The sequence below is a fragment of the Micromonospora sp. ZG13 genome, from assembly GCF_059359355.1.
The window spans coordinates 113,931-140,726 of the sequence record NZ_JCADBQ010000008.1; the positions used below are offsets into that span (position 1 = coordinate 113,931).

General features: G+C 73.5%; 21 protein-coding genes. 14 read left to right on the forward strand and 7 right to left on the reverse strand.

Going from position 1 to position 26,796, the window contains the following annotated elements; genetic code table 11:
* The 6 genes from AC5L34_RS18430 to AC5L34_RS18455 all read left to right on the forward strand — a co-directional run bounded on the left by AC5L34_RS18430 (position 1) and on the right by AC5L34_RS18455 (position 7,619).
* Positions 1-1,938 carry a fumarate reductase/succinate dehydrogenase flavoprotein subunit gene (locus tag AC5L34_RS18430; RefSeq protein WP_494826097.1) on the forward strand — a complete coding sequence of 646 codons (1,938 nt, stop codon included), beginning with the start codon at positions 1-3 and terminating at the stop codon, positions 1,936-1,938.
* Positions 1,935-2,699, forward strand: a complete 765-nt coding sequence (locus tag AC5L34_RS18435) for a succinate dehydrogenase/fumarate reductase iron-sulfur subunit (protein WP_089001139.1) — start codon at positions 1,935-1,937, stop codon at positions 2,697-2,699. The genes AC5L34_RS18430 and AC5L34_RS18435 overlap by 4 nt, the downstream gene beginning before the upstream one ends.
* Positions 2,700-3,151: 452 nt before the next feature.
* The gene (locus AC5L34_RS18440) at positions 3,152-4,336 is read left to right on the forward strand and encodes a zinc-dependent alcohol dehydrogenase (protein ID WP_494826099.1); all 1,185 of its coding nucleotides are present in this window, start codon (positions 3,152-3,154) and stop codon (positions 4,334-4,336) included.
* A complete protein-coding gene (locus AC5L34_RS18445) occupies positions 4,333-5,277 on the forward strand; it encodes an SDR family NAD(P)-dependent oxidoreductase (protein WP_494826101.1) in 945 nt (314 codons plus the stop codon). Before AC5L34_RS18440 ends, AC5L34_RS18445 begins: the two co-directional genes overlap by 4 nt.
* 86 nt (positions 5,278-5,363) lie before the next feature.
* Positions 5,364-6,365, forward strand: coding sequence for a serine hydrolase (locus AC5L34_RS18450; RefSeq protein WP_441176383.1), 1,002 nt, complete (start codon positions 5,364-5,366; stop codon positions 6,363-6,365).
* A 108-nt stretch (positions 6,366-6,473) separates the two neighbouring features.
* Positions 6,474-7,619: an MBL fold metallo-hydrolase gene (locus AC5L34_RS18455; RefSeq protein WP_441176382.1), complete on the forward strand. Its 1,146-nt coding sequence runs from the start codon at positions 6,474-6,476 to the stop codon at positions 7,617-7,619.
* 18 nt (positions 7,620-7,637) lie between these two features.
* Here the strand turns inward: AC5L34_RS18455 and AC5L34_RS18460 are convergent, their stop codons facing one another.
* Positions 7,638-9,149 carry a deoxyguanosinetriphosphate triphosphohydrolase family protein gene (locus AC5L34_RS18460; protein WP_101414857.1) on the reverse strand — a complete coding sequence of 504 codons (1,512 nt, stop codon included), beginning with the start codon at positions 9,147-9,149 and terminating at the stop codon, positions 7,638-7,640.
* Positions 9,150-9,283: 134 nt separating this feature from the next.
* On the opposite strand from AC5L34_RS18460, the gene AC5L34_RS18465 reads away from it, so the two are divergent.
* From AC5L34_RS18465 to AC5L34_RS18500, 8 genes are all read left to right on the forward strand, one after another.
* The gene (locus tag AC5L34_RS18465) at positions 9,284-11,713 is read left to right on the forward strand and encodes a Tex family protein (protein WP_494826104.1); all 2,430 of its coding nucleotides are present in this window, start codon (positions 9,284-9,286) and stop codon (positions 11,711-11,713) included.
* Positions 11,714-11,962: 249 nt separating this feature from the next.
* The gene (locus tag AC5L34_RS18470; RefSeq protein ID WP_441176380.1) at positions 11,963-12,394 is read left to right on the forward strand and encodes a hypothetical protein; all 432 of its coding nucleotides are present in this window, start codon (positions 11,963-11,965) and stop codon (positions 12,392-12,394) included.
* Positions 12,395-12,740: 346 nt separating this feature from the next.
* Positions 12,741-13,379, forward strand: a complete 639-nt coding sequence (locus AC5L34_RS18475) for a sugar transferase (protein ID WP_494826215.1) — start codon at positions 12,741-12,743, stop codon at positions 13,377-13,379.
* A complete protein-coding gene (locus AC5L34_RS18480; RefSeq protein ID WP_441176378.1) occupies positions 13,376-14,524 on the forward strand; it encodes an aminotransferase class I/II-fold pyridoxal phosphate-dependent enzyme in 1,149 nt (382 codons plus the stop codon). Before AC5L34_RS18475 ends, AC5L34_RS18480 begins: the two co-directional genes overlap by 4 nt.
* A complete protein-coding gene (locus tag AC5L34_RS18485; RefSeq protein WP_441176377.1) occupies positions 14,521-15,165 on the forward strand; it encodes an acetyltransferase in 645 nt (214 codons plus the stop codon). The genes AC5L34_RS18480 and AC5L34_RS18485 overlap by 4 nt, the downstream gene beginning before the upstream one ends.
* Before the next feature lie 149 nt (positions 15,166-15,314).
* A complete protein-coding gene (locus AC5L34_RS18490) occupies positions 15,315-17,186 on the forward strand; it encodes a polysaccharide biosynthesis protein (protein WP_441176376.1) in 1,872 nt (623 codons plus the stop codon).
* A 101-nt stretch (positions 17,187-17,287) separates the two neighbouring features.
* On the forward strand, positions 17,288-18,514 hold the full coding sequence (locus AC5L34_RS18495) for a glycosyltransferase family 4 protein (RefSeq protein ID WP_441176375.1): 1,227 nt from the start codon (positions 17,288-17,290) through the stop codon (positions 18,512-18,514).
* A 32-nt stretch (positions 18,515-18,546) separates the two neighbouring features.
* The gene (locus tag AC5L34_RS18500; protein WP_494826108.1) at positions 18,547-19,752 is read left to right on the forward strand and encodes a glycosyltransferase; all 1,206 of its coding nucleotides are present in this window, start codon (positions 18,547-18,549) and stop codon (positions 19,750-19,752) included.
* A 69-nt stretch (positions 19,753-19,821) separates the two neighbouring features.
* Here AC5L34_RS18500 and AC5L34_RS18505 read toward each other — a convergent pair whose 3' ends face one another.
* The 6 genes from AC5L34_RS18505 to AC5L34_RS18530 form a co-directional block, all read right to left on the reverse strand.
* Positions 19,822-21,246 carry a glycosyltransferase gene (locus tag AC5L34_RS18505; RefSeq protein WP_494826109.1) on the reverse strand — a complete coding sequence of 475 codons (1,425 nt, stop codon included), beginning with the start codon at positions 21,244-21,246 and terminating at the stop codon, positions 19,822-19,824.
* Between the two features lie 148 nt (positions 21,247-21,394).
* A complete protein-coding gene (locus AC5L34_RS18510; protein ID WP_441176372.1) occupies positions 21,395-22,711 on the reverse strand; it encodes a lipopolysaccharide biosynthesis protein in 1,317 nt (438 codons plus the stop codon).
* Positions 22,708-23,985 carry an O-antigen ligase family protein gene (locus AC5L34_RS18515; RefSeq protein WP_494826111.1) on the reverse strand — a complete coding sequence of 426 codons (1,278 nt, stop codon included), beginning with the start codon at positions 23,983-23,985 and terminating at the stop codon, positions 22,708-22,710. The genes AC5L34_RS18510 and AC5L34_RS18515 overlap by 4 nt, the downstream gene beginning before the upstream one ends.
* Complete coding sequence (locus AC5L34_RS18520) at positions 23,982-24,989, reverse strand: SDR family NAD(P)-dependent oxidoreductase (RefSeq protein WP_441176370.1); 1,008 nt, start codon at positions 24,987-24,989, stop codon at positions 23,982-23,984. The genes AC5L34_RS18515 and AC5L34_RS18520 overlap by 4 nt, the downstream gene beginning before the upstream one ends.
* A 48-nt stretch (positions 24,990-25,037) precedes the next feature.
* Positions 25,038-25,949: an NAD-dependent epimerase/dehydratase family protein gene (locus AC5L34_RS18525; RefSeq protein WP_441176369.1), complete on the reverse strand. Its 912-nt coding sequence runs from the start codon at positions 25,947-25,949 to the stop codon at positions 25,038-25,040.
* A complete protein-coding gene (locus tag AC5L34_RS18530; RefSeq protein ID WP_494826114.1) occupies positions 25,946-26,674 on the reverse strand; it encodes a nucleotidyltransferase family protein in 729 nt (242 codons plus the stop codon). Before AC5L34_RS18530 ends, AC5L34_RS18525 begins: the two co-directional genes overlap by 4 nt.
* Between the last annotated feature and the right edge of the window lie 122 nt (positions 26,675-26,796).

Genomic DNA, 26,796 nt, shown 5'->3' on the forward strand with positions numbered 1-26,796 from the left:
ATGGATCTCTACACCGAGGGCGACCCGATCGCCGACACCAAGGCTCCCGACGGCCCGATCGAGACCCGGTGGGAACGCCGCCGCTTCGAGGCCAAGCTGGTCAACCCGGCCAACCGCCGCAAGATGACCGTGATCGTGGTCGGCACCGGTCTGGCCGGCGGCTCGGCCGCCGCCACGCTGGGCGAGCAGGGCTACCGGGTCAAGACCTACTGCTACCAGGACAGCCCGCGCCGGGCGCACTCCATCGCCGCGCAGGGCGGCATCAACGCCGCCAAGAACTACCGCAACGACGGCGACTCGGTGCACCGCCTCTTCTACGACACCGTCAAGGGCGGCGACTTCCGCTCCCGCGAGTCGAACGTGCACCGGCTCGCCGAGGTCTCGGTCAACATCATCGACCAGTGCGTCGCGCAGGGCGTCCCGTTCGCCCGCGAGTACGGCGGCCTGCTGGACACCCGCTCCTTCGGCGGCGCGCAGGTGCAGCGCACCTTCTACGCCCGGGGCCAGACGGGCCAGCAGCTGCTGCTCGGCGCGTACCAGGCGCTGGAGCGGCAGATCGGCCTCGGCAACGTGGAGATGAACACCCGGCACGAGATGCTGGAGCTGATCGTCGTCGACGGCAAGGCCCGCGGCATCGTGGTCCGGGACATGGTCACCGGCGAGATCACCACCGAGTTCGCGGACGCGGTCGTGCTCGCCTCCGGCGGCTACGGCAACGTCTTCTACCTCTCCACCAACGCCAAGGGCTGCAACGTCACCGCCACCTGGCGGGCCCACCGCAAGGGCGCGTACTTCGCCAACCCCTGCTACACGCAGATCCACCCGACCTGCATCCCGGTCTCCGGCGACCACCAGTCGAAGCTGACCCTGATGAGCGAGTCGCTGCGCAACGACGGCCGGGTCTGGGTGCCCAAGGCCAAGGGCGACACCCGCAGCCCGCGGGACATCCCCGAGGGCGAGCGGGACTACTACCTGGAGCGGATCTACCCCTCCTTCGGCAACCTGGTCCCCCGCGACATCGCCTCCCGCGCCGCGAAGAACGTCTGCGACGAGGGGCGCGGCGTCGGCCAGACGGGGCTCGGCGTCTACCTGGACTTCGGCGACGCGATCAACCGGCTCGGCCGCAAGGCCATCGAGGCCAAGTACGGCAACCTCTTCGAGATGTACGAACGGATCACCGGCGAGGACCCGTACGAGGTGCCGATGCGCATCTACCCCGCCGTGCACTACACGATGGGCGGCCTCTGGGTCGACTACGACCTCCAGTCGACGATCCCGGGCCTCTTCGTGATCGGCGAGGCGAACTTCTCCGACCACGGCGCGAACCGTCTCGGCGCCTCGGCGCTGATGCAGGGCCTGGCCGACGGCTACTTCGTGCTGCCGAACACCATCGCGCACTACCTGGCGTCCGGCCCGATGGAGAAGGTCGACGCCACGCACCCGGCGGCCGTGCAGGCCCGCGCCGACGTCGAGGACCGGATCCAGCGGCTGCTGGCCGTCGACGGCGACCGGACCGTGGACTCGTTCCACCGCGAGCTGGGCCAGATCATGTGGGAGCACTGCGGCATGGAACGCAGTGAGGCCGGGCTGCGCAAGGCGATCGACGAGATCCGCGCCCTGCGCGAGCAGTTCTGGCAGCGGGTCCGGGTGCCGGGCAGCGGCGAGGGGCTCAACCAGTCGCTGGAGAAGGCCGGCCGGGTGGCCGACTTCTTCGAGCTGGCGGAGCTGATGTGCATCGACGCCCTGCACCGCGAGGAGTCCTGCGGCGGTCACTTCCGGGCCGAGCACCAGACGCCCGACGGCGAGGCGGAGCGCGACGACGACCGCTTCGCGTACGTGGCGGCCTGGGAGTTCACCGCCACCGGCGAGCCCTCGGTGCTGCACAAGGAAGACCTGAACTTCGAATACGTCCACCCCACGCAGCGGAGCTACAAGTGAACCTGACCCTGCGCATCTGGCGCCAGTCCGGCCCCGAGGACAAGGGTCGGATGGTGACCTACAAGGTCGACGACGTCTCCCCCGACATGTCCTTCCTGGAGATGCTCGACGTACTCAACGAGCGGCTGATCCTCGCCGGCGAGGAGCCGGTGGCGTTCGACCACGACTGCCGCGAGGGCATCTGCGGCATGTGCGGCCTGATGATCAACGGCGACGCGCACGGGCCGCAGCGCGGCACCACCGCCTGCCAGCTGCACATGCGGCAGTTCTCCGACGGCGAGACGATCGACATCGAGCCGTGGCGGGCCCGGGCCTTCCCGGTCATCAAGGACCTGGTGGTCAACCGGGGCGCGTTCGACAAGATCATCGCCGCCGGCGGCTACATCACCGCGCCGACCGGCAGCGCCCCCGAGGCGCACTCGACCCCGGTCGCCAAGGCCAACGCGGACGCCGCCTTCGAGGCGGCGGAGTGCATCGGCTGCGGCGCCTGCGTGGCGGCCTGCCCGAACGGCTCCGCGATGCTCTTCACCGCCGCGAAGGTCACCCAGCTCTCGCTGCTGCCGCAGGGCCAGCCGGAGCGCTACACCCGGGTGGTCGGCATGGTCGACGCGCACGACGAGGCCGGCTTCGGCGGCTGCACCAACGCCGGTGAGTGCACCGTGGTCTGCCCCAAGGGCATCCCGCTGAACACCATCGGCCGGCTCAACCGCGACTTCCTGATGGCCACCTCGAAGCGGGGCGACAACACCCCCGGTTCCTGAGCCTCAGCAGGTCACGCCGGCGAGGTCGGCGCAGGGCCGCCGCGTCTTCCGAACGCGGCGGCCCTCGCCGTACCACCCGCCCGGCCGTCGGCCCGCAGTCCCTGCTCCCCCGTCGCGTCGGCCCCGCCCGACGCGGCCCCACGCCGGCCGCACCGGGCGGCCGCGCCTGCCTGCTCGCGCCCTGTCGAGCTGAATCGTCTGCGACATCAGCCGAGTCGTCTACGACATCAGCTCGACAGGCGGCCCAGCCGTCGTCGTCGCCGGACGCGGGATCAGCGCCCGGCTGCCGGAGCCCTTCCGGGAGCCGGCACCCGGCCCCACGCACCCGGCTCGCGCACCGGCTCGCGCATCGTGCCCCCGACATCCGGCCCGCCAGCCGACACCCGGGCACCGGTTCAAGTCGGCAAGGACGGGTAGCACCCCCGGGGACGGCACGAGGAGGGACGAGGGACATGAAGGCGCTGACCTGGCAGGGCAAACGGGACGTACGGGTGGAGGAGGTGCCCGATCCGCGGATCGAGGAGCCGACCGACGCCGTCGTCCGGATCACCTCGACCGCGATCTGCGGCTCGGACCTGCACCTGTACGAGGTGCTCGGGCCGTACCTGAAGCCCGGCGACGTCCTCGGCCACGAGCCGATGGGCATCGTCGAGGAGGTGGGCGCGGGGGTGACCCGGCTCAAGCCGGGCGACCGGGTGGTGGTGCCGTTCAACATCTCCTGCGGCTCCTGCTGGATGTGCGACCGGCAGCTGTACGCGCAGTGCGAGACCACCCAGGTCACCGCCGAGGGCAAGGGCGCCGCGCTGTTCGGCTACACCTCGCTCTACGGCTCGGTGCCCGGCGGGCAGGCAGAGTACCTGCGGGTGCCGCACGCCCAGTTCGGTCCGATCAAGGTGCCCGACGTCGGGCCCGACGAGCGCTGGCTCTACCTGTCCGACATCCTGCCGACCGCCTGGCAGGCGGTGAAGTACGCCGACACCCCGCGCGGCGGCACCCTCGCCGTCTTCGGGCTCGGGCCCGTCGGCCAGTTCTGCGCCCGCATCGGCCGGCACCTCGGCGCGGACCGGGTCATCGGGCTCGACCTGGTGCCGGAGCGGTTGGCGATGGCCCGCCGGCACGGCGTCGAGGTGCTCGACGTCAGCGAACTGGACGACGTGCCCGGCGCGCTGATCGACCTCGTCGACGGACGCGGCCCCGACGCCGTCATCGACGCGGTGGGCATGGAGGCCCACGGCGCGCCCCTCGGCAAGCTCGCCCAGACCGCCGCCGGGCTGCTGCCCGACAAGCTCGCCCAGACCATGACCGACAAGGTTGGCGTCGACCGGCTGGTCGTGCTCAAGGCCGCGATCAAGGCCGTCCGCCGGGGCGGCACCGTCTCCGTCTCCGGCGTCTACGGCGGCGAGGTCGACCCGATGCCCCTGATGGAGATGTTCGACCGGGGCATCCAGCTGCGCATGGGGCAGTGCCATGTACGCCGGTGGACCGACGAGATCATCCCGTTGCTCTCCGGCGACGACGACCCGCTGGGCGTGGCGGACCTGCGTACCCACCGGGTGCCGCTGTCGGAGGCGCCGCAGGCGTACGAGATGTTCCAGAAGAAGGAGGACGGCTGCGTCAAGGTCGTGCTGGCACCGTGACCCGGACGGTGGTCGTGACCGGCGCGACCAGCGGGATCGGCCGGGCGGCGGCCCGGGCCTTCGCCGACCGCGGGGACCGCCTCGTGCTCGCCGCCCGGTCCGCCGCAGCCCTCGCCGCCGTCGGCGACGAGTGCCGGGCCGCCGGCGCGCAGGCGCTGGAGGTGCCCACCGACGTCACCGCCGACGGCGCCCTGGCGGCGCTCGCCAACGCGACCCTCGACCGGTTCGGCGGCATCGACGTCTGGGTGCACACCGCGGCGGTGATGGCGTACGGCCGGTTCGAGGAGACCCCGGAGCGGGTCTTCGAGCAGGTGGTACGCACCGACCTGCTCGCCGCCGCCGCGGTGGCCCGGGTGGCGCTGCGCCGCTTCCGGGCGGACGGCGGGGGCACGCTGATCCTCACCGGGTCGGTGCTGGGGCACATCACGGCGCCGTACATGAGCGGCTACGTGGCGAGCAAGTGGGGGTTGCAGGGGCTGACCCGCACGTTGCAGCAGGAGGCCCGGGAGACCCCGGGGGTGCACGTGTGCATCGTGAACCCCGGCAGCGTGGACACCCCGGTCTACCAGCGGGCCGCGAACTACCTGGGCCGCGTCGGCCGACCCCCGCTGCCGGTCACCACCCCGGAACGGGTGGCCCGGGCCATCGTGGACTGCGCCGACCGGCCCCGCCGGGAGGTGTCGGTGGGCCGGATCAACGTGGTCATGCGGGTCGGCTTCACCCTGCTGCCGGGCGTCTACGACGCCCTCGTCGGGCCGTTGATGCGGCTGCTCGGGCTGACCGACCGGCCGGTCGCGCCGCACGACGGCACGGTGTTCGCGCCGGACCCGGCCGCCGCGTCCGTACGCGGCGGCTGGCTGCCCGACCTCGGGCGGGTGGTGCGGGCCGTCGGGGAACTGCCCGGCCCGGTCGTGGCGGCCGTCCGGCGTCGGCTGCCGTGAACCCCGCGCGGGATCACCGGCGTCGATCGTTTCGCCTAGGGTGGTGGGCCGGCCCACCACGACGGGAGAGACGATTGACTATCCGGGTGAACCGCAGGACCGCGCTGGGACTGGGCACGGTGGCCACGGCGGGAACGGTGCTCGGCGCCGCCGCGCCGGCGTCCGCCGCCCCCGAGGTCGCCGAGCCGGCTCCGACGACGCCCCGGCAGGCGGCCCGCCGGGTGGCCGCGATCTACGAGCGGGAGACGGTGGCAGCGGGGGGCAACTGGCAGGCGTACGTCAGCGTCGCCGACCCGGCCGGCGCCCCGCAGGTGGCGGTGTCCGACGAGCCCGACCGGCGCCTCGAGGCGTACAGCGTCAACAAGATCGCGGTGGCCGTGGCGGTGCTCGACAAGGTCGACCGGGGGCTGCTGACGCTCGACCAGCGGGTCGAGGTGACCGAGGCGATCGTGGTGCCCGGCGGCGACGGCATGTTCAGCCTCGACGGGGCGTACCCGAGCTTCGTGACACTCGGCCACGTGCTGGCCAACCTGCTGACCGTCTCCGACGACACGGCGGTACGGCTCTGCGGCCTGGTCTGCCCCGCCGCCGAACTCAACGACATCCTGCGCGGCAAGGGCTTCCCGAACACCCAGGTGCAGCCCGTGGCCAACCCCAACCGGTTCTTCCTCGGCACCAGCACGCCCCGGGAGACCCACGACCTGCTGCGCGCGCTGGTGGCCGGCACGCTGCTCTCGCCGGCCGGCACGGCGTTCGTGCTGCGGCTGCTGCGCGCCCCCGTCGCGTACACCGACGGGATCCGGCGGGTCATGTCCTCCACCGAGCGGGCCCGGGTCGCCACGAAGGCCGGCTGGTTCGCCGACGCCCGGCACGAGGCCGGGGTGATCTTCGACACGGCCGGCGCGCCCGTGCTCACGTACGCCCTCTTCGCCGACGGCCAGGCCGAGCCGGACGACTACGGCGCCACGCACCCCGCCGTCGCGGCCCGCGCCCGGATGGGCCGGCGCTTCCTCGCCGCGGTCGACCGCCTCACCGGCACCGGCGTCACCCACCGACCGACCGTGCAGCGACCCAGCAACGGCGGCTGAGCCGCCCTCGACGCCCGGGGCCCGCCGCGCGGCGGGCCCCGCCGACCTTCCGGCGCTCCCCCGACCGCCGGGCTACCGTGTACGACGGGACACGGCGGAGGGACGGCGATGGGCGCACCAGCGGAACGCGCGGGACCCGAGGGGACCCTCGGACGGCGGCTGCGCGGGGCGGCCGGGCTGGCCGCGCTGGCCGGGCTCGCGTGGGTGGTCCGGGACGTGCCGGCGGCGCTCGGCGGCCGGCTCACCGGCGCCCGCGCGGAGCGGGCCGCCCGCTCGCCCCGGTTCCACGACGGCGTCTTCCGCAACCCGGGCGGCTCCCGCTCGATGGCCGGCACCCCCGACCGCAACCTGGTCCGTGAGCTGCTCTTCGGCAAGCAGAAGCGCCGGCCGGGCGTCGCGGTGCCGCTGCTGCGTCCCGGCGCCGCACCGGCCGACGACGCGGGGCGTCAGCTGAACGTCGTCTGGTACGGCCACGCCTCCGCCCTGATCGAGATCGAGGGCCGACGGGTGCTGCTCGACCCGGTGTGGAGCGACCGGTGCTCCCCGTCGAGCATGGTCGGCCCGCGCCGCCTGCACCGGCCACCGGTGCGCCTCGACGAACTGCCCCCGGTCGACGCGATCCTGATCTCGCACGACCACTACGACCACCTCGACATGGCGACCGTCCAGGCGCTGACCGCCCTGCAGTCGGCGCCGTTCCTGGTGCCCCTGGGCGTGGGCGCGCACCTGGACCGCTGGGGCGTACCGGCCGGGCGGATCGTCGAGCTGGACTGGGCGGAGAGCCACCGGGTGGCGGGGCTGGAGATCACGGCCACCGCCGCCCAGCACTTCTCCGGCCGGGGGCTGCGCCGCGACGGCACGCTCTGGAGTTCCTGGGTCGTCGCCGGCGCGCACCGGAAGGTCTTCTACACCGGCGACTCCGGCTACTTCGACGGCTACGCCGAGATCGGCGAGCGGCACGGTCCGTTCGACGTGACGCTGATGCAGATCGGCGCGTACGACCGGGCCTGGCCGAGCATCCACATGTTCCCCGAGGAGGCCGTCGCCGCCCACCTCGACCTGCGCGGCGGGCTGCTCGTGCCGGTGCACTGGGCGACGTTCAACCTGGCCCTGCACGCCTGGTCCGAGCCGGTGGACCGGATCTGGGCCGAGGCGAAGGCCAGGGACGTGCGCCTCGCCGTGCCCCGCCCCGGCGAGCGGGTGGTGGTGGACGACCCGCCCGCCGTCGACGGCTGGTGGCAGGCCGTCGCCTGAGCGCCGGGGCACCGCCCCTCAGAGGACGAAGGCGTCGGTCCAGAGCGCCCCGGATCGGCCCGACAGGGCGTCCAGCATGGCGACCGCCTGGCCGTCGGTGAGCTGGGCGACGAAGTCGACGATCGCCCGCCCGCGGGCCTTGCCGATCCGGTCCGGCGTACGCGGGTGCAGCTCCGCCTCTGCCAACTCCACCAGGTCGTGCAGCCGGCGCGGCAGCCGGGACTCCTCCTCGGGGTCGAGCAGCCACTCCAGCAACGCCTCCACCAGGGTGCCCAGCAGCCGGGCCTGCCCGCGCTGGTGCAGGGCCAGGTCGGGCCGGGCCAGCACGAACCGGTGGTGGACGAACTTGAGCACCTGCACCTCGTGCCACTGCGCGGGGGCCAGCAGCACGTGCCCGGAGCGCACCGCCGGCTGTTCGACCACGGTGATCGCGTCGACGAAGCGGGTCGTCCAGCGGGCGGAGAACCGGGCCACGTACTGCTCCGCCTCGATGGAGCCGTCGAAGGGCATGGCCAGCAGCCCCTCCACCAGCTCCTCGCGGACGTGCTCGACAGCGGCGGCGAACGCCTCGTCGTCGGCGATCCAGGCGTCCTTGCGGTGCAGTTGCCGGCGCAGTCGCTCGATCGCCGAGCCGGGTCGGCGGGCGGCGGCGGCCAGGGCCGCGTCGGTGATCGCACGCAGGTGCCCGCTCTCGCGCTGCCAGGCCATCAGTTCGGCGGCCACGGCACCCTGCTGGAGCACCCCGACCCGGTAGAAGTCCTCGACGTCGTGGATCGCGTACGCGATGTCGTCGGCGGTGTCCATGATCGACGCTTCGGGGGTCTGCTGCCAGTCCGGGATGCGCCCCACGAACGGTTCCCGGGCCTGCCGCAGGTCGCCGATCTCCGTGCGGTACGCCCCGAACTTCGACGAGCCGCTGCCCGGGTCGTCCGGCGGCGGGGTGGCGCCGCGCGGCGGCGGGTCCAGCAGCCGGGGGTGCGGGTCGGGATGGTCCAGCCGCGTCCACGGGTACTTCAGCAGCGCGGCCCGCACCGCCGCCGTGAGGTCCAGGCCGGTGGTCGCCGCGCCGCGGATCTCGGTGCTGGTGACGATCCGGTACGACTGGGCGTTGCCCTCGAAGCCGTCGGTCAGCCCGAGGCGCTGGCGGGCCAGCCGGTCCAGCACCCGCTCCCCCAGGTGCCCGAACGGCGGGTGGCCGAGGTCGTGGGCGAGCGCGGCGGCCTCCACCACGTCCGGGTCGCAGCCGCCCAGCTTCTCCAGCAGGTCGCGGTGTCGCTCGTCGGCGGTGAGCCGCTCGGCGATGGCCCGCGCGACCTGCGCCACCTTGAGGCTGTGGGTCAGCCGGTTGTGCACGAGCAGGCCGGAGCCGCCGGGGCTGACGACCTGGGTGACGCCGTTGAGCCGGGCGAAGAACGGCGAGGCCACGATGCGGTCCCGGTCGGCCCGGAACGGGCTGGCGGCCAGGTCGCCGAGCGCCCGGGCGCTGCCGCCGAAGAGCCGCCGGGCGCGCGGGTCCGCGGGAGGTTCCATGATCGCCACGCTAGCGCAGCGCGGGCCGCGGTGCCGACGGTCGCCGCCGGCACGCCGGGCCGGGGGCGGCGACGCGCGTCGGTGCGGGCCGGCAGAATGCACAGCGGAACCCACACCGAAGGCGGATCGAGATCGTGACCCTCTCTGTTCATCAGCGGATCGCCGACGAGCTCGGCGTCGCCGAGCGTCAGGTACGGGCGGCCGTGGAGCTGCTCGACGGCGGCGCCACCGTGCCGTTCATCGCCCGCTACCGCAAGGAGGCCACCGGCCTGCTCGACGACACCCAGCTGCGCACCCTGGAGGAGCGGCTGCGCTACCTGCGCGAGCTGGACGAACGGCGCGCGGCGGTGCTGGAGTCGATCCGCGGTCAGGGCAAGCTCGACGAGGCCCTGGAAGCGCAGATCATGGCGGCCGACTCGAAGTCCCGCCTGGAGGACATCTACCTGCCCTACAAGCCCAAGCGCCGCACGCGGGCGCAGATCGCCCGCGAGGCCGGGCTGGAGCCGCTGGCCGAGTCGCTGCTGACCGACCCGTCGCAGGACCCCCGGGAGGCCGCCGCCGGCTACGTCGACGCGGAGAAGGGCGTGGCCGACCCGGCCGCCGCCCTGGAGGGCGCCCGCGCCATCCTCATCGAGCGCTTCGCCGAGGACGCCGACCTCATCGGCACGCTGCGCGAGCAGATGTGGTCGCGGGGCCGGCTGGTCTCCCGCGTACGCGACGGGCAGGAGGCGGCCGGCGCCAAGTTCGCCGACTACTTCGACTTCGCCGAGCCGTACCCGAAGCTGCCCTCGCACCGGATCCTGGCCATGTTCCGGGGCGAGAAGGAGGGCGTGCTCGACCTGACGATGGAGCCCGAGGAGGCCGGCGACGCCGACGCGGCGCCGACGGGGCCGAGCCGCTACGAGGCGGTGATCGCGGGACGGTTCGGCGTCACCGACAAGGGCCGGCCGGCGGACCGGTGGCTGGCCGACACGGTGCGCTGGGCCTGGCGCACCCGGATCCTCATCCACCTCGGGGCCGACCTGCGGATGCGCCTGTGGCAGGCGGCCGAGGAGGAGGCGGTGCGGGTCTTCGCCACGAACCTGCGGGACCTGCTGCTCGCCGCGCCGGCCGGCACCCGGCCCACCATGGGACTGGACCCGGGCCTGCGTACCGGGGTGAAGGTCGCCGTCGTGGACGCCACCGGCAAGGTGGTCGCCACCGACACGATCTACCCGCACGAGCCGCGCCGGCAGTGGGACGCCTCGATCGAGACCCTCGCCCGGCTGGCCGGGGCGCACGGCGTCGAGCTGGTCGCCATCGGCAACGGCACCGCCAGCCGGGAGACCGACAAGCTCGCCGGTGAGCTGATCAAGCGGTACCCGCAGCTCAACCTGACCAAGGTGGTGGTCTCCGAGGCCGGCGCGTCGGTCTACTCCGCCTCCGCGTACGCCTCGCAGGAGCTGCCCGGGCTGGACGTCTCGCTGCGCGGCGCGGTCTCCATCGCCCGGCGTCTCCAGGACCCGCTCGCCGAGCTGGTGAAGATCGACCCGCGCTCGATCGGGGTCGGCCAGTACCAGCACGACCTGTCGGAGGTGAAGCTCTCCCGGTCGCTGGACGCGGTGGTCGAGGACTGCGTCAACGCGGTGGGCGTCGACGTCAACACCGCCTCCGCGCCGCTGCTGACCCGGGTCTCGGGAATCGGCGCCGGGCTGGCGGAGAACATCGTGCTGCACCGCGACGCGAACGGCCCGTTCCGCACCCGCGCGGAGCTGAAGAAGGTCGCCCGGCTCGGGCCGAAGGCCTTCGAGCAGTGCGCCGGCTTCCTGCGCATCCCCGGCGGCGACGACCCGCTGGACTCCTCCAGCGTGCACCCCGAGGCGTACCCGGTGGTGCGCCGGATCCTGTCCACCACGGGGCAGGACCTGCGGTCGCTGATCGGCAGGAGCAACATCCTGCGGGGGCTGCGGGCCACCGACTTCGTCGACGACACCTTCGGCCTGCCCACCGTCACCGACATCCTGGCCGAGTTGGAGAAGCCGGGCCGCGACCCGCGGCCGGAGTTCCGCACCGCCACCTTCGTCGAGGGGGTGGAGAAGATCAGCGACCTGGTGCCGGGCATGGTGCTGGAGGGCGTGGTGACCAACGTGGCCGCGTTCGGCGCGTTCGTGGACGTCGGCGTGCACCAGGACGGGCTCGTGCACGTCTCGGCGATGTCCCGCACGTTCGTCAAGGACCCGCGCGAGGTGGTCAAGTCCGGCGACGTGGTCCGGGTCAAGGTGCTGGACGTCGACGTACCCCGCAAGCGGATCTCGCTCACCCTCCGGTTGGAGGACGACGCGGAGGCGGGGCGCGGCGAACCGCAGGGCGGTGGCCGGCGGGAGCGCGGCGGCGGGCAGGGCGGTGGCCGTGGCGGCCCGGGCGCCGGTGGTCGCGGTGGACAGGGCGGCAGTCGCGGCGGGCAGGGCGGTGGCCGCGAGGGCCGCGGCGGCGGGCCGCAGCAGCGGCAGGGCCGCGGCGGTGGCGCGGCGGCGCCGGCCAACGACGCGATGGCCGAGGCGCTGCGCCGCGCCGGCCTCGCCTGAGCGCCGGCCGGGCACGGCTCGGCCGTAAGAACGGACGCTATCGCGCTGACGTCGCCGGTGGGTCAGCCCGCCACGTGTGTGCGGCTCAGCGCGCCAGCGTCCTGCGCCACCATCCCGGGGCGCCACGCCGCCGGGCGGCGGGCAGGGCCCGAACCCGCCCCGGCGTTAACGGTGCGACACACCCGCCCGGTGGGAGACAGGACGCCACACCCCCGCCCGGCGGCGCGGGCGTCGCGTACCTTCGAGGTCGTGGCATCCCACGACAACCCGGACTGGCGGGAGCGGCGGCGACAGGCGGTGCGGGCGCACGCGGCGGCCGACGAGCAGCGCCGGGCGGCGGAACGGGCCGAGGCGGCTGAGCTGGTGGCCCGGTTCGTCGCCGAGGCCGTCCGGCGCGGGCTGCCGCCCACGCCCCTGACCGCGCGGTCCTACGACGGGCGGGGCCGGTACCGGACGCGGTTGCGCGGCTGGTACGTCGACCGGGCCCGGAGCCGCGCCGTGGACACCGACGGACGGTTCCATCTGCTGACCGTGCCGGGCGGTCTGCGCGCGCGGCTGTTCGGCGCCGATCCGGAGCCCAGCCCGCCGCCGCTGGTCGTCGGCGCGGGCGGTCGCGACGGCGAGTCGATCCCGCTGGAGGTCCTGCTGGCCCGGCGGCTCGACGGGAACGACGGCCCCTGACGCTGGTCAGCGCGGAGCGACTCCCGCCGGGGCTCCCTGGCGCCTCCCTGCCGGAGACCGATCACCGGAACGGACGTCAGGACTCCGGACCACATCGGTCAGCGGTCGCTCCGCGACCGCCACTGTCCCTCCCCGCCGAGCGCCCCGCTGTCGTCAGTGCCCGCGCCGGATACGAAGGTCGACCAGGTCGAAGCCGTGTCCTCGGCGGGACTTTCGAGGTTGATCCGACGGATTGCGGGGGGAGTGTCGAGGTTGTCGGCTCTCCGAGCGCAATTCACTGATAGGACTGTTTCGTAGTCTTTGACGGTTTTGCCGGGAGGTCGGATCGGTGTCGGTGTCTGGACTCGTGAACGCACCCGAGCGCCCTCTACCCGCCTCGACACGGCCGGAGCGGGGCAAACGGCTCATCGACGTGACCGTGGCGATCGCCCTGCTGGTCCTGACCGCGCCGGTGCTCGCGGTGGTCGCCGCTCTCGTCGCGGTGGGACTCGGCCGACCGGTGCTCTTCCGGCAATGTCGTGCGGGGCGGCACGGTCTCCCGTTCGAGCTGGTCAAGTTCCGGACCATGCGTCCCATGGACGCGCGTCGCGGGCTGGTGACCGACGCCGAACGGCTCACGCCACTCGGGCGTTGGCTGCGGGCCACCAGCCTGGACGAGCTGCCCACGCTGTGGAACGTGCTGCGGGGCGACATGAGCCTGGTCGGCCCCCGGCCACTGCTGCCCGAGTACCTCACCCGGTACTCGCCCACCCAGGCCCGCCGGCACGAGGTCCGTCCCGGTGTCACCGGCCTGGCCCAGGTACGCGGACGCAACAGTCTGAGCTGGGAGGACAAGCTGGAACTCGACGTGGCCTACGTGGACACCCGGAACCTCCGTCTCGACCTGGCGATTCTCGGCGCGACGGTGTGGACCGTCCTGCGCCGCGAGGGGATCTCCGCGAAGGGATCGGCGACCGCACCCGAGTTCCTCGGGAGCCCGCGGTGAGCCGGACCATCTACCTCTCCCCGCCCGACGTCGGGCCACTGGAGGAGTCGTACGTCCTCGCGGCCCTCCGGTCGGGCTGGGTGGCCCCGGTCGGCCCGGACCTCGACGCCTTCGAGAGCGAGGTGGCCCGGCGGGTCGGCACGCAGGGCGCGGTGGCGGTCAGCTCCGGAACCGCCGCGTTGCACCTGGCCCTGCTCGGTGTCGGCGTCGGCCCCGGAGATGTGGTCGTCGTGCCGACGTTGACCTTCGTCGCCACGGCCAACGCGGTCCGCTACATCGGCGCGCGACCCGTCTTCGTCGACTGTGATCCGCACAGTGGCAACATCGACGTCGCCCTGCTGGCCGAACTGCTGGGTCGACTGCGCGACCGGGGTGAACGGGTCGCCGCCGTGGTGCCGGTCGACATGTTCGGCAGCTGCGTCGACTACACGGCGCTGCTGCCGGTGTGCGCCGAGGCGGACGTACCGGTGGTCGAGGACGCCGCAGAGGCGTTGGGCGCGCACCACCACGGTCGGGCCGCCGGCTCGTTCGGTCGGATCGGCGCGCTGTCGTTCAACGGCAACAAGATCATCACGACGTCGGGCGGAGGCATGCTGGTATCCGACGACCCGGCGCTGCTGAGCCGGGCCCGGCACCTCGCGACCCAGGCGCGGGAACCCACGCCGCACTACGAGCATCGTGAGACCGGCTTCAACTACCGCCTGAGCAACCTGCTCGCCGCGCTGGGTCGCGCCCAGCTGGTACGGCTGGACGGGATGATCTGGCGCCGCCGACAGCTCCGCGAGCACTACGCCAAACTGTTCGCGTCGGTGCCGGGCGTCGAGCTCATCGGTGCCGAGGACGCCGAAGCCAACTGCTGGCTCACGTGCATCCGCGTCGACCCGCAGCGGTCCGGTTGGCGTGCCGCCGACCTGGGTGCGCACCTGGCCGGCCGGGACATCGAGACGCGCCCGGTGTGGAAGCCGATGCACCGCCAGCCGGTCTTCGCGGGTGCCGAGAGCCTGCTGACCGGTGCCGCCGACGCGCTCTTCGCCGACGGGCTCACGCTGCCGAGCGGCAGCGCGCTCACCGAGCAGCAGGTGACGTCGGTCCTCGGGGCGATCGACGAGTTTCTGGCCGCCCGAGTGGGCGCGACGACAGCGTGACGATCCCACTGGTGGTCGTCGGCTGTGGCGGCCACGGCCGGGAGGTCCTCACGATCGCCCGCGCGATGGACGTCGACGCGCGCCGGCCGCGCTGGCGACTGCTCGGCTTCGTCGACGACCGCCCCTCGGAGGAGAACCTCAAGCGGGTGCAACGGCTCGATGTGCCCTTCCTCGGCGGAGTCGCCTGGCTACGGGACGCGCCGCCGGACACGCACCACGTGATCGGCATCGGCGATCCCCGCATCCGGCGTGCGGTGGCTCGGCGCGTCGAGGACTACGGCACCGCGGCGGCCAGCGTCGTCCACCCGGCGGCCACGATCGGGCCGGACATCGTGCACGGGCCGGGCTTCGTCGCGTTCCCGGGAGCCCGGGTCACCACCAACGTCACTCTCGGCCGGCACGTGCACCTCAACCAGAACGCCACGGTCGGGCACGACAGCACGCTCGCCGACTTCGTGTCCGTCAACCCGCTGGCCGCCGTCTCCGGTGACTGCCACCTGGCCGAGGGCGCGCTGATCGGTACGACCGCCGCCGTGTTGCAGGGCCTGCGGGTCGGACGGGACAGCACGGTCGGTGCGGGCGCCTGCGTGGTCCGGGACGTCCCCGACGGCGTGGTGGTCAAGGGCGTCCCGGCCCGCTGAGCCGGAAGGCGGGCCCGTTCGTCCCCCGATTCCGTCGCTCTCACGAAAACGCCCAAAAGACCATAAAAAGGTAGTAGAAACCTTTATAGAACGAATTTGCCCCGCCCGTGTGTGCGGGAAGTGGTCGACAGACGCGACAAGGAGCACACATGCCGCTGGACACGGACACCTCGCGACGCACACCGGCCGCCGATCGTCGTGCCCGGGCCCGACGCCGCACCGCCGGATTCCTGGCCACGGACACCGTCGCCTGGCTCGGGGGCTTCCTCGCGGCGGCGTGGACGCGCTACGAATTCCACCTGCCACCGGGCCTGTTGCCCCGGGCCGTCGGCGTCGGCGTCGCCGCCGCGCTGGTGCACATCGCCGTCGCGGCGGTCCGCCGGCTCTACTCCGGACGACACCCGCTGGGCAGCCTCCAGGAGGTGCAGGGTGTCGCCGGAACGGCGATCACGACCTCGGGAATCGTGCTGCTCGCGCTGCTCCCGTCGGCGGACCGGCCGGTCCCGGCGAGCACGCCGCTGGTCGCCGGCGCGCTGGCCCTGCTGTTCATGCTCGCCACGCGGTTCGCGTACCGGCACCGTCGCGACCTCGCCATGCGGCCGGACGTACGCTCCGCGACACCGGTGCTGCTGTTCGGGATGGGTGAAGCGGGACAGGGTCTGCTCCGGGCGATGCTCGGTGACCCGCGCAGCCGGTACCTACCCGTCGGCGCCCTCGACGACGACCCGGACAAGCGAAACCTCCGTATCGGTGGCGTACGCGTCCTCGGTGGGCGGCACCACGTCGCCGACGCCGTACGCCGCACCGGCGCGACGACGGTCATCTTCGCGGTGGCCAACGCCGACGCCGCCCTGATCCGTGAGATCCGCGAGGCGACGCTGGAGACCGGGGCCGCCTTCAAGGTGCTGCCGCCCATGCGGGATCTGGTGGACCACCGGATCACCGTCACGGACGTGCGGGACGTCCGCATCAGCGATCTGCTCGGTCGCCGTCAGGTCGTCGGTGACCTGCCGCTGAGCACCAGCAGCCTCACCGGCCGACGGGTCCTCGTCACCGGCGCCGGCGGCTCGATCGGCTCGGAGCTCTGCCGGCAGGTGATGAAGGCCGATCCGGGCGAGCTGATGATGCTGGACCGCGACGAGTCCGCCCTGCACGGACTCCAGATGTCCCTCGACGGCCGGGCGCTGCTGGACGGGCCCGAACTCATCCTCGCCGACCTACGCGACGACGAGGGGATCCGGCGCATCATCCGGGAACGCCGGCCGGACGTCATCTTCCACGCGGCGGCGCTCAAGCACCTCCCCCTGCTCCAGCGGCACCCCGGCGAAGCGGTCATGACGAACGTCTGGGGCACACTGTCGGTGCTGGACGCCTGCCGCGAGGTGGAACGGTTCGTCAACATCTCCACCGACAAGGCCGCCGACCCGATCAGCGTGCTCGGCTACTCGAAGCGCATCACCGAGCGACTCACCGCGCACGCCGCCTCCCGGTTCCCCGGCACGTTCCTCAGCGTCCGGTTCGGCAACGTGCTCAGCAGCCGCGGCTCGGTGGTCACCGCGTTCCAGCGGCAGATCGAGGCCGGCAACCCCCTCACGGTCACCCACCCTGACGTGACCCGCTACCTGATGACCGTCGAGGAGGCGGTGCACCTGGTGCTCCAGGCCGCCGAGATCGGACGCGACGGCGAGGCGCTCGTGCTGGACATGGGTGAACCGGTCCGGATCCTCGACATGGCCCGACAGCTGATCGAGCAGGCCGCCAGCTCGGTGCCGATCGTCTACACCGGGCTCCGCGTGGGCGAGAAGCTGCACGAGGACCTGCTGGGCACCGGGGAGATCGACACTCGACCGTTCCACCCGCTCGTCTCCCATGTCCCGGTTCCGGCGCTGGACCCGATCGAGATCACCGGGCTGGACCCGTACGACGACCCGGAGAAGGTCATCGAGCAGCTCGCCCTGCTCTGCGTCTCGCCGCTCGACCCGCTCCTCGACCTCGCGCAGGAGACACCGCTGCGCCGCTGACGTGTGAACCGAGCGGCCCGGCGCGTCCAGGAGGCGACCGCCGGGCCGCTGCCGGCGCCCCACCGGTGTGTCGGCGAGCAGGACGAAGGGAGTTGCTCCAGGTGACATCGACCGACGAGAAGCAGGTGCCGGGGCGGGAGCGGCAGCCGGCGAGCAGGCCGCTCCGGATCGCCGTTCTGATCAAGACGAACGACGGCGGGCTCTGGATCCTGCCGCAGGTGGAGGCCATGCGCCAGCGGGGACACGAGGTCGTCGTGGTGCTCCCACCCGGCGCCGGCCGGCTCAGCGACGAGCTGCGCCGGCGCCACTTCGACATGGTCGACTGCCCGTTCCCCTTCCGGCCGGGGCCGTCGATGCTGGCGGGGCTGTGGCGGCTCCGGCGCCTCATCCGCCAACTGCGACCCGACGTGCTGCAATACCACCTGATCGCGTCCGCGTACGTGGCCCGGATGGCGACGGTCGGCCTGCCGGTGCGCCGGGTGCACACCGTGGCGGGGCCGCTCTACCTCGACTCCCCCGTGATCAGGGCGACCGAACGTCTGCTGTGGCGGTTGGACGACACCATCATCTGCGGCTGCGCGAACGCCTCCGAGCGGTACGGCGCCCTGGGATGTCCCGCGCCGCGCCGGGCCGTGGCCACGTACGGGGTGGACACCAGCGCCTTCGACCCCACGAGCGCGGACCCCGGGACCCGGCTGACCGCCCGCGCCGAACTGGGCATACCCCGCGACGCCTTCCTCGCCGTCATGGTCGCCTACGTGTACCCGCCGAAGCGGCTCGTCCACGGCGGGCGCGGCATCAAGGGACACGACGTGCTGCTGGCAGCGTGGCCGGAGTTCCGACGGCGGCACCCGGACGCGCACCTGCTGCTGGTCGGCGGCGGTTGGACGCAGGCGGGAGTGGCGCACCGCCGGGAGCTGATCGAACGGTTCCGGGTCGCCGAGGATCCGACCATCACCTGGTTGGAGACCGTGCCCGACGTCCGTCCCTGCTACCACGCCGCCGACGTGAGCGTGAGCCCGTCGTTGAGCGAGAGCCACGGCGCGGCGGTCGAGGCGGGCGCGATGGGCGTGCCGAGCATCGTCAGCGACGCCGGCGGGCTCCCGGAGACGGTCGACGAGCGGTCCGGCTGGGTGGTTCCCCGCGACGACCCGGCGGCGCTGCTGGCCGCGCTGGAGCACGCCTACGGCGAGTTCGAGGCCGGCACGCTGGCGGGCCGGGGCAAGGCCGCGCGGGACCGGATGGTCGAGCTGTTCGACAACCGGCGGACCGCCCGGACGGTCACCGACGTCTGCGAGCGGGTGGCGACCGTGGCGGGGCACCGGTGAGCGGCCCCGGCGGTGACCTGCCGTCCCGGGTCGTGGTGACAACCGAGTCGCGGTTCAGTCGTACGCCCGATGGGCGGGTCTGGGTCGAGGCCGGACCGGACCACTCGGTCTGGCGGCGCTACCTGGTCGCGTTCGACCGGGTGCGGATAGCCGCCCGCACGCGTGACGTCCCCGAGGCACCCGCCGGCGCCGCCCGGGTGGACGGTGACGGTGTCGAGGTCTGGCCGCTGCCGTACTACGTGGGTCTCGGCCAGTACGTGCGGCAGCGCCGGGCGCTGGCCCGGGCGGCGGCGTCGGCGGCCGGCCCCAACGACGCGGTCATCCTCCGGGTGCCGTCGCCGGTCGGGTCGCTGCTGGCCGTGGCGCGGGAGCGCGCCCGACTGCCGTACGCCCTCGAGGTGATCGGTGACCCGTACGACGTGCTGGCCCCCGGCGTGGTCCGGCATCCGCTACGGCCCGTGCTGCGGGCCACGTCGACGCGGCGGCTGCGGCAGCAGTGCCGCAGCGCCGCCGCGGTGGCGTACGAGACGGAGCGGCACCTGCAGAGCCGCTACCCCTCCCTGCCGACGGTCCCGACGGCCGGCATCTCCAGCGTGGACCTGCCCCCGGCGGCGTACGTCCCCCGGGCGCGGCCGGTCCGCCCGCGGCTACGGGCGGCGACGCTCGTCTCGATCGGCTCGCTGGAGCAGCTCTACAAGGGCATCGACACCCTCATCGAGGCGCTCGCGCTGCTGACCGGCGACGCTCCGGCCGTCCGGCTGGTGCACGTGGGGGTCGGCGCGTACCGTCCGCAGCTCGAACAGCTCGCGGCACGGCTCGGTGTCGCCGACCGGGTCACCTTCACCGGGCTGCTGCCCACCGTCGAGATGGTCCGCGCGCAGTTGGACGCGGCGGATCTGTTCGTGCTGCCGTCGCGGACCGAGGGCCTGCCGCGCGCCCTGATCGAGGCCATGGCCCGTGCCCTGCCGGCGGTCGGATCCACCGTCGGCGGCATCCCGGAGCTGCTCGCCCGGGACGACCTGGTCCGACCGGACGACCCGGCGGCGTTGGCCGACAGGGTCGCCGCCTTTTTGGCCGACCCGGACCGGCTGGCCGCGGCGTCGGCCCGCAACCTGGCGCGGGCCCGCCGGTACGCGGCCGGGGAGCTGGACGTACGGCGCGCCGCCTACTACCGCGCGGTCGCCGAGACGACGCGACGCCGAGCGGGACGGGGTGTCCCGGTGCCGGTCCCCCGCTGAGCGACGCACCCATCACGACGACGTCCCGGCACACCACGAGCGGTGTGCCGGGACGCTGCCGTGCGGCGCCTAGTGGCGACGGCTGGTGGTCGCGGTGCGTGCCCGCGAGCCGGGCACGCCCCGCTCCGCGGCCTCCCGGAGGATCTCCAGGAACCCGCTGAGCTGGTCCTCCCGGTAGAGGCCGTCGAGGGCGGAAGCCGGAACGGCGGGAACCCGCCCGGTGCGGTCCTTCACCGCGAGCCACTCGCGCAGCCGAGCCGCGATCGACTCCCGGTCGTTGCCGACCACCCCGGCACCGCGGGTACGCAGCAGTTCGGCGGCCACGCCGCCCTCGTAGCCGAGCAGCAGGATCGGACGGCCGGCGAGGAGATAGTCGAAGATCTTGCCGGTGTAGGTGCCGGCGTCGCGCGGATCGTTCCACATCAGCAGGACGAGCACGTCCGCCTCGACCTGGATACGCCAGGACTTCTCGGCGGAGACGTGGCCGAGGAGCGTGACGGAGTCGACGACGCCGGCCCGCTCGGCTGCCGCCCGGACGATGCCGTGGTCGTCACCGGCGAAGACCACGTGCACCCGGGCCGCGTCCGGGCCGAGCAGCGCGATGGCGTCCAGGAGCGGCCCGGGGTCACGTTTGCCGGGATAGACGTAGCCGGTGTGGGCCAGGGTCAGCGTGGCCGCCGACGGGATCGTGGGGCCCCCGGCCGGCGGCGGGGCCGGACGTCGGTCGATCCCGTTCATCACCACGCGGGCGTCGACGCCGAAGGTGCTCCGCAACGCGTCCGCCAGCGGCTCCGAGACGGTCACGCAGGTGGTGACCGTCCGCAGCACCCGCTGCTCCAACCGCCGGTCGAGGGCGCGGCGGGGCCCGGACCGGACCCAGTACTCGTTGCCGACCGACCAGAGATCCCGGTAGTCGGCCACCCAGGGAACGCCGAACCGCCGGGCCAGGGACGCCGCCACGACGAACCCGGAGAACGGTGGGCCGGACGCGACGACCACGTCCGGGCGCCACCGGTCCGGCCCGCGCAGGAATCCCCGGACGGCCGCTCTGATCCAGTTGACCTGCGGGTCGGGAACGAGCAGTTCCATGCCGGCCTTCCAGACCCAGCCCTTCGCGACGGCGCGGACCGACGCCAGTGTCGCCGGCGCCGGTGCCGCGCCGCTGGTCGCCGACGCGCCCGTACCGGCCGACCGGTTCAGCCGGGGCAGCCGCGGCGTCGGTTCCGCCCGGACGATCGACGCCTCCGCCAGGCCGGCGTCGACCCCCTCGGGGGACGGCGCGATGGCGGTGAGGACGCGGACGTCCCAGCCGTGGTCCCGGGCGAACCGGGCGAGGGCGGCCGGCCGGCGAGCGCCGACCGTCTCCGCCGGCGGGAAGTGGTACGACACGAGGAGCAGCCGCGGCGCGTCGCGGCCGTCGGACGGCACGGGCGTCGGCAGGTCGGCGGGCTGGGCGTCGCCCGTACCGGCCCCGTCCGAGGGGTCACGTCTCATCGACGGCACCCCGCACCGGTGGTGACTGGCGTCTCGCCGTGGCGGTACGCATAGCTTCGGGCTCCTCTCCACTTCGACAACTGATCAACGAGTCGCCCGGCGGCCAGGACGCGCCGGAATCCGCCGGTCGTCCTCGCCGCCGGCATCCTCACCCTCTCGGGAGGAGTTCCCGCTCGGGCGGGACGGCCGGCACCACGCGGCCGGCGTCCGTGACCGCGCGCAGCGCCATCCACCACGACACCACGTACGCGAGGGCACCCGTGACGCTCATGGACCAGATCGCGGCCAGCGGCGGCAGACCGCCCACGGCGACCACGGTCACCGCGCCCGGGACGAGCAGGGTCCGGCCCACGTCCCAGCCGAGTTGTCGGCCGTGACGCTCGAAGACGACCAGTGTCTGGGACAGCGGTGCGGCGACGAACTGGGCGGCCATGAAGAGGGCCAGGGCCTGCGCGTACGTGCCGCTGGTCCGCCACTGCGCGCCGAAGAGGAAACCGAACGCGGTGGGTGCCACGACGACGACGGCCGTGGCGCTGGCCACGCCGATGAGCACGAGCTTCCTGGTCGCCCGAACGAAGATCAGCCGGGCCGAGCCGGGGTCCTCCCGGACCGCCCGGGACATCTCCGCGAGGTAGACCTGCGCGACGGCGGACGCTATCAGAGCGGCGGGTACGGCGATGATGCGCTGGGTCATGCCCAGCCACCCGGCGACGGCACCGCCGTACCAGGCGGCGACGAGGAGGACGGGAAGCTGTGTCCCGAGGACGTTCAGCAGCCCCGAAGGCGCGAGCAGGAGCGGGAAACGCCGGTAGCGGCGCGCGACCCGCAGCAGATCACGCCGTCCGGCGCGCGCCTGGCCGGCACGCAGGCCCGCGCCGCGCAGCAGCACCAGCGCCGAGGCGATCTGTCCGACCCCGAGGCCGAGCGCCAGCCCACCGGGGCGCAGCCCGGCCAGGCCCGCCGCGAGCTGGGTGGCCACGATGGCGGTGGACTGCGCCAGGTTCCGGCGGCCGATCGCGCCGTAGCGCCGGCGACGCACCGCGAGCTGGTTCAGCACCAGGACCACACCCATCGCCGCCGCCGTGGGCGGCACCACCCACAACCAGTGCTCCAGCGTGGGCTGGCCGAACAGGACCGCGAGCCGGTCGCCCCAGACCCCGACGACCACCGCACCCACCACGGCCGTGCCGCAGGCGGCGACGCAGCCCAGCGTGACCAGGGCGTGTGCGTCACGCTCCCGCTCGGGAAGCGGGACGGCCATCTCGAAGCGGAGGGCCGCGACCGTACCGATGATCGCCACCAGGGCCGCGACGACGGCGAACGTTCCGAAGTCGGTCGGGCGGTAGAGCCGGGCCAACAGAGGCACGGCCGCCAGCGCGAGCAGTTGCCCCCCGGCCGAGCCGGCGGCGATCGCGAGGACACCTCGCCGGCTCGCCGACATCCGCGCCGCTGGCAGGCCCCTCACCAGCGGACGGGCTCCCGGTCCTCGCGTCGGTGCGCCGCGGGACGGGTGCGCCACGGCGGAGCCGCCCCGATCGGGGCGGTGTCCGCCGCACTCCGCACCCGCAGCAGCACCAGCAGACCGAGGGCCAGCGACACGAAGAGCCCGCGGCTGGCGTTGACGTCCCCCGACGTCGACACGGCGACCGCGTTGAACGCCAGCATCGCGAGGACGAACCCGGCGAGGGCGTCCGACCGCGCCGCGCCCCACAGCCGCACCGCCATCACCAGGCAGAGGAGGATGAAGGCCCCGCCCACCAGCCAGCCCGCCTCGGCGAGCAGTTCCAGCCAGATGTTGTGCGGGTAGTGGTGCTCGAGCATCCAGGAGTGGCTGGTCCAGTTGCCGTAGCCGACGCCCCCCGGGTGCTCGGCGATGATCGACATCGTGCGGTCGCGCATCTCCGTCCGCGCGGTCCCGGCCAGTTCGTTCGACGGATCCACGACGAAGGCGTACATCCGCGGCGGAAGCAGCGACGGCAGCGCCAGCACCACGACGACCAACGCGCCCAACAGGCCGACGCCGACCCACTCGCGGCGTCCGTGGCGGATCTTCCGCCGCAGCCCGGACAGGACGAGGACGAATAACGCGACGACCGTCGCCACCAGCGGCCCACGGGATCCGGTGGCGAACAGCCCCAGCGCGAGCAGCACGACGAGGCCGGAGGCGACTGCCATGGACAGTCGCCGACAGAAGTAGAGCCAGATGCAGGCGACGACCGCGATGCCGATGGCCCGGGCCAACCAGATGGGATTGGAGCCGAATCCGGCCGCCCGATCTTCACCCGAACCGCTGGCCAGCGCGGCGACGGCCAGTACGCCGCCGCAGCCGACCAGGGCCAGGGCGAACGCCTCGATGTCCCGCTGGCTCCGGATGACCGCGACGGCCGCCGTGGCGAGCAGGGTCACGGTGACGAGCAGGAAGAACTTGAGCTGGCCGTACTCCGTCTCCGGCCGGTGCAGGACGCCGGGCAGGGCGAGGACACCGAACACCACCACGGCCCAGAGGACGACGACCCGGGCCCGCGACTCCGGCCGCAGGATCTCGTTGAAGACGATCAGCACGGCGAGCGCCGCGGCGGTGAGCAGGAAGGCCCGGCCGAGCTGGCGTGGAAACTGGTCGAAGTTCAGCAGGAGCATCACGGTGACCGCACGCAGCAGCGTGGACCAGGCGCCCGTGCGGCGTTCGGGTCGTGTCGTCGGGAGCGGGCCGGCCGCCACCGGCATGGCGAGCCGGCTCACACCGCGCGCTCCGCCCGGTACCGGGCCAGGTTGGCCGGGTCGAGGAACCACTCCACGGTCGCCTTCAGCCCGTCGTCGAGCGTGGCGACAGGCTGCCACCCGGTGGCCGTACGCAGCTGACGGTTGTCGCCGACCAGCCGCTCCACCTCGGAGTCGGCCGGGCGCAGCCGCGCCTCGGAGACCCGGATCTGCGGTTCGCTGCCGAACATCGCCGCGATCCGGCGCACGAGTTCCCCGATGGCCGTCTCCTGACCGGTGGCCGCCTGGAAGACCCGACCCACCACGGCCGACTCCGGCGCCATGCCGACGGCGCGGAACGCGGCCACGGTGTCGGTGACGTAGAGCAGGTCCCGGGTGGTACGCAGCGCGCCCAGCTCCACCGCACCGGTCCCCCGGGCCAACTGGCTGACGATGGTCGGGATGACCGCCCGGGTGGACTGCCGGGGACCGTACGTGTTGAAGGGCCGCAGGGTGACCACCGGCAACCCGAAGCTGAGGTGGTAGCTCTCGGCCAGCTTGTCGGCGCCGATCTTCGTGGCGGCGTACGGGGACTGCCCACGCAGCCGGTGTTCCTCGGTCATCGGTACCGTCGTCGCGGTGCCGTACACCTCGCTGGTGGAGGTGACCACGACCCGGCCGGTGCCGGCGGACCGGGCGCTCTCCAGCACGTTCAGGGTGCCGGTGATGTTGGTGTCGACGTAGGACTGCGGCGCGAGGTAGGAGTACGGGATGCCGCCCAACGCGGCCAGGTGGTAGACGACGGAGGCGCCGTCGACCAGGCGTTGGACCATGCCGCGGTCCCGGATGTCCCCGGCGACCACCTCGACGTCGGCGAGCTGCTCGGGGCTGAACGTGTCCAGCCAGCCGTGCGTGCCGGCACCGTTGTAGTGCACGAAGGCGCGCACCCGGTGACCGGCGGCGGCGAGGGCCTCCACCAGGTGCGAGCCGATGAAGCCGCCCGCACCGGTGACCACCACCGGATCCGCGACGGGGTGTGCCGTCATGTCCTCTGCTCCTTCTTCTACTGGCGGCCCGCAGGGGCCGGGGTGGCGTCAGCCAGCCGGTGCGAACGGGCGGATCTCGGACGCGGCGGCCGCCGCGTGCCAGACGGCCCTGATCGAGTCGGCCAGGTCGTGTCGCGGCGCCCAGTCCAACGTGGAGCGGGCACGGCGGATGTCGGCGCGGATCCAGTCGACCGCCGCCGACCGGGTTGGCGGGGTGCGGTCCTCGGTGAGACGTACCGTCGCGCCCGCCGTCTCGACCAGCAGCCGCACCGCGTCGCGGACCCCGACGGCACGGCCGCTGCCGACGTTGACGAGCCGGACCGGGAGGGCGGGGGCGTGCACGGCGGCGCGCACCGCCGCCGCCACGTCGCGGACGTCGACGAAGTCGCGGCGGGCGTCCAGTGGACCGGTGCGCAGCTCGGCGCCGGGTGTGGGCCGGCTGAGCAGCGCGGCGACCCGCCCGAGCAGCGTCGTCGCCGGGAGCCCCGGACCGATCGGGTTGAAGACCCGCAGCACCACGGCGTCGACCCGGCCTGCGCGGGCCGCCAGCTCGGTCAGCCGGGTGGCCGCGGCCTGGCTGACGCCGTAGTCGCTGACCGGTTCCGCCGGGTCGTCCTCGCTCACCGAGGACCCGAACGGCGTCGGACCGTACTCGGCCGCCGAGCCGAGGCGCACCAGGCGGGCCGTCGGCGCCGCGACCGCGACCGCCTCCACCAGGCGCGCGGCGACGACCGTGTTCGCCAGGACGAGGTCGGCCGCGGTGCCGCTGACGGCGCCCGCGCAGGTGACCACCGCGTCGGGGCGTACGGAGCTGAGCAGCGCCCGCAGCTCCTCGGTGTCGCAGCGGGTGAGGTCGCACTCGGCGCGCGTGGGGCAGACCAGGTCGCCGTCGACCTCCAGGGCCCGCCGGACGTGTGTCCCGAGGAAGCCCGAGGCGCCGAGGACGAGGATCCTCCTCATACCGCGGAGGGTGCCCACGCGGGCAGCAGCATCGGCTCCACCTCGGCGAAGCAGCGGTTGGCCTCGTCGTAGTCCTCGGGGCGGCCGATGTCGAGCCAGTAGCCGTCGAACGCGTAGCCGGCCGGCGGCTCACCCCGGCGCAGCAGGTCCAGCACCAGTTCGTCGAACCCGAAGGGCATGCCGGCCGGGTACCCGGCGATGGTGCTGCGGGAGAGCCCGTAGACGCCCATGCTGACCCGGTAGTCCAGGACCGGCTTCTCCGAGAAGGAGGAGATCTTGTCACCCTCCAGCTCGAGCACACCGAAATCGATCTTCACCGTCCGGCGGTAGGTGGCGACGGTCAGCGGCGCCCCGGAGAGTCGGTGCGTGGCGAGCAGGTCGGCGTAGTCGAGGTCGGTGAGGACGTCGCCGTTCATGACGAGGAAGTGCTCGGGAAGTTCGTCGCGCAGGTTGAACAGCGGGCCGATGGTGGACAGTGGCACTAGCTCCTCGGCGTACCGCACAACGAGCCCGAAGCGCGAGCCGTCGCCGACGAACGCCCGGATCAGCGAACCGAGGTGATTGATGGCCAGCGTGACATGGGTGAAGCCGCGTGCCGCCAACTGCCGGAGGATGATCTCCAGGATGGCGTAGTTCTCGCCGATCGGCACCAGCGGCTTCGGCAGGGTCGACGTGTAGGGGCGCAGTCGTACGCCCGCACCGCCGGCCATGATCACGACATGCATCGCCCCTCCGCTCGTCGCGCGACGCCTTTCATTGCCTGGTCAACGAGCAGGGCAGACGCAAGGTACGCATAACGCCCGTTCTTGTCACCCCGGCTGGGGACGGCCGACAAGCCGATCGGTCC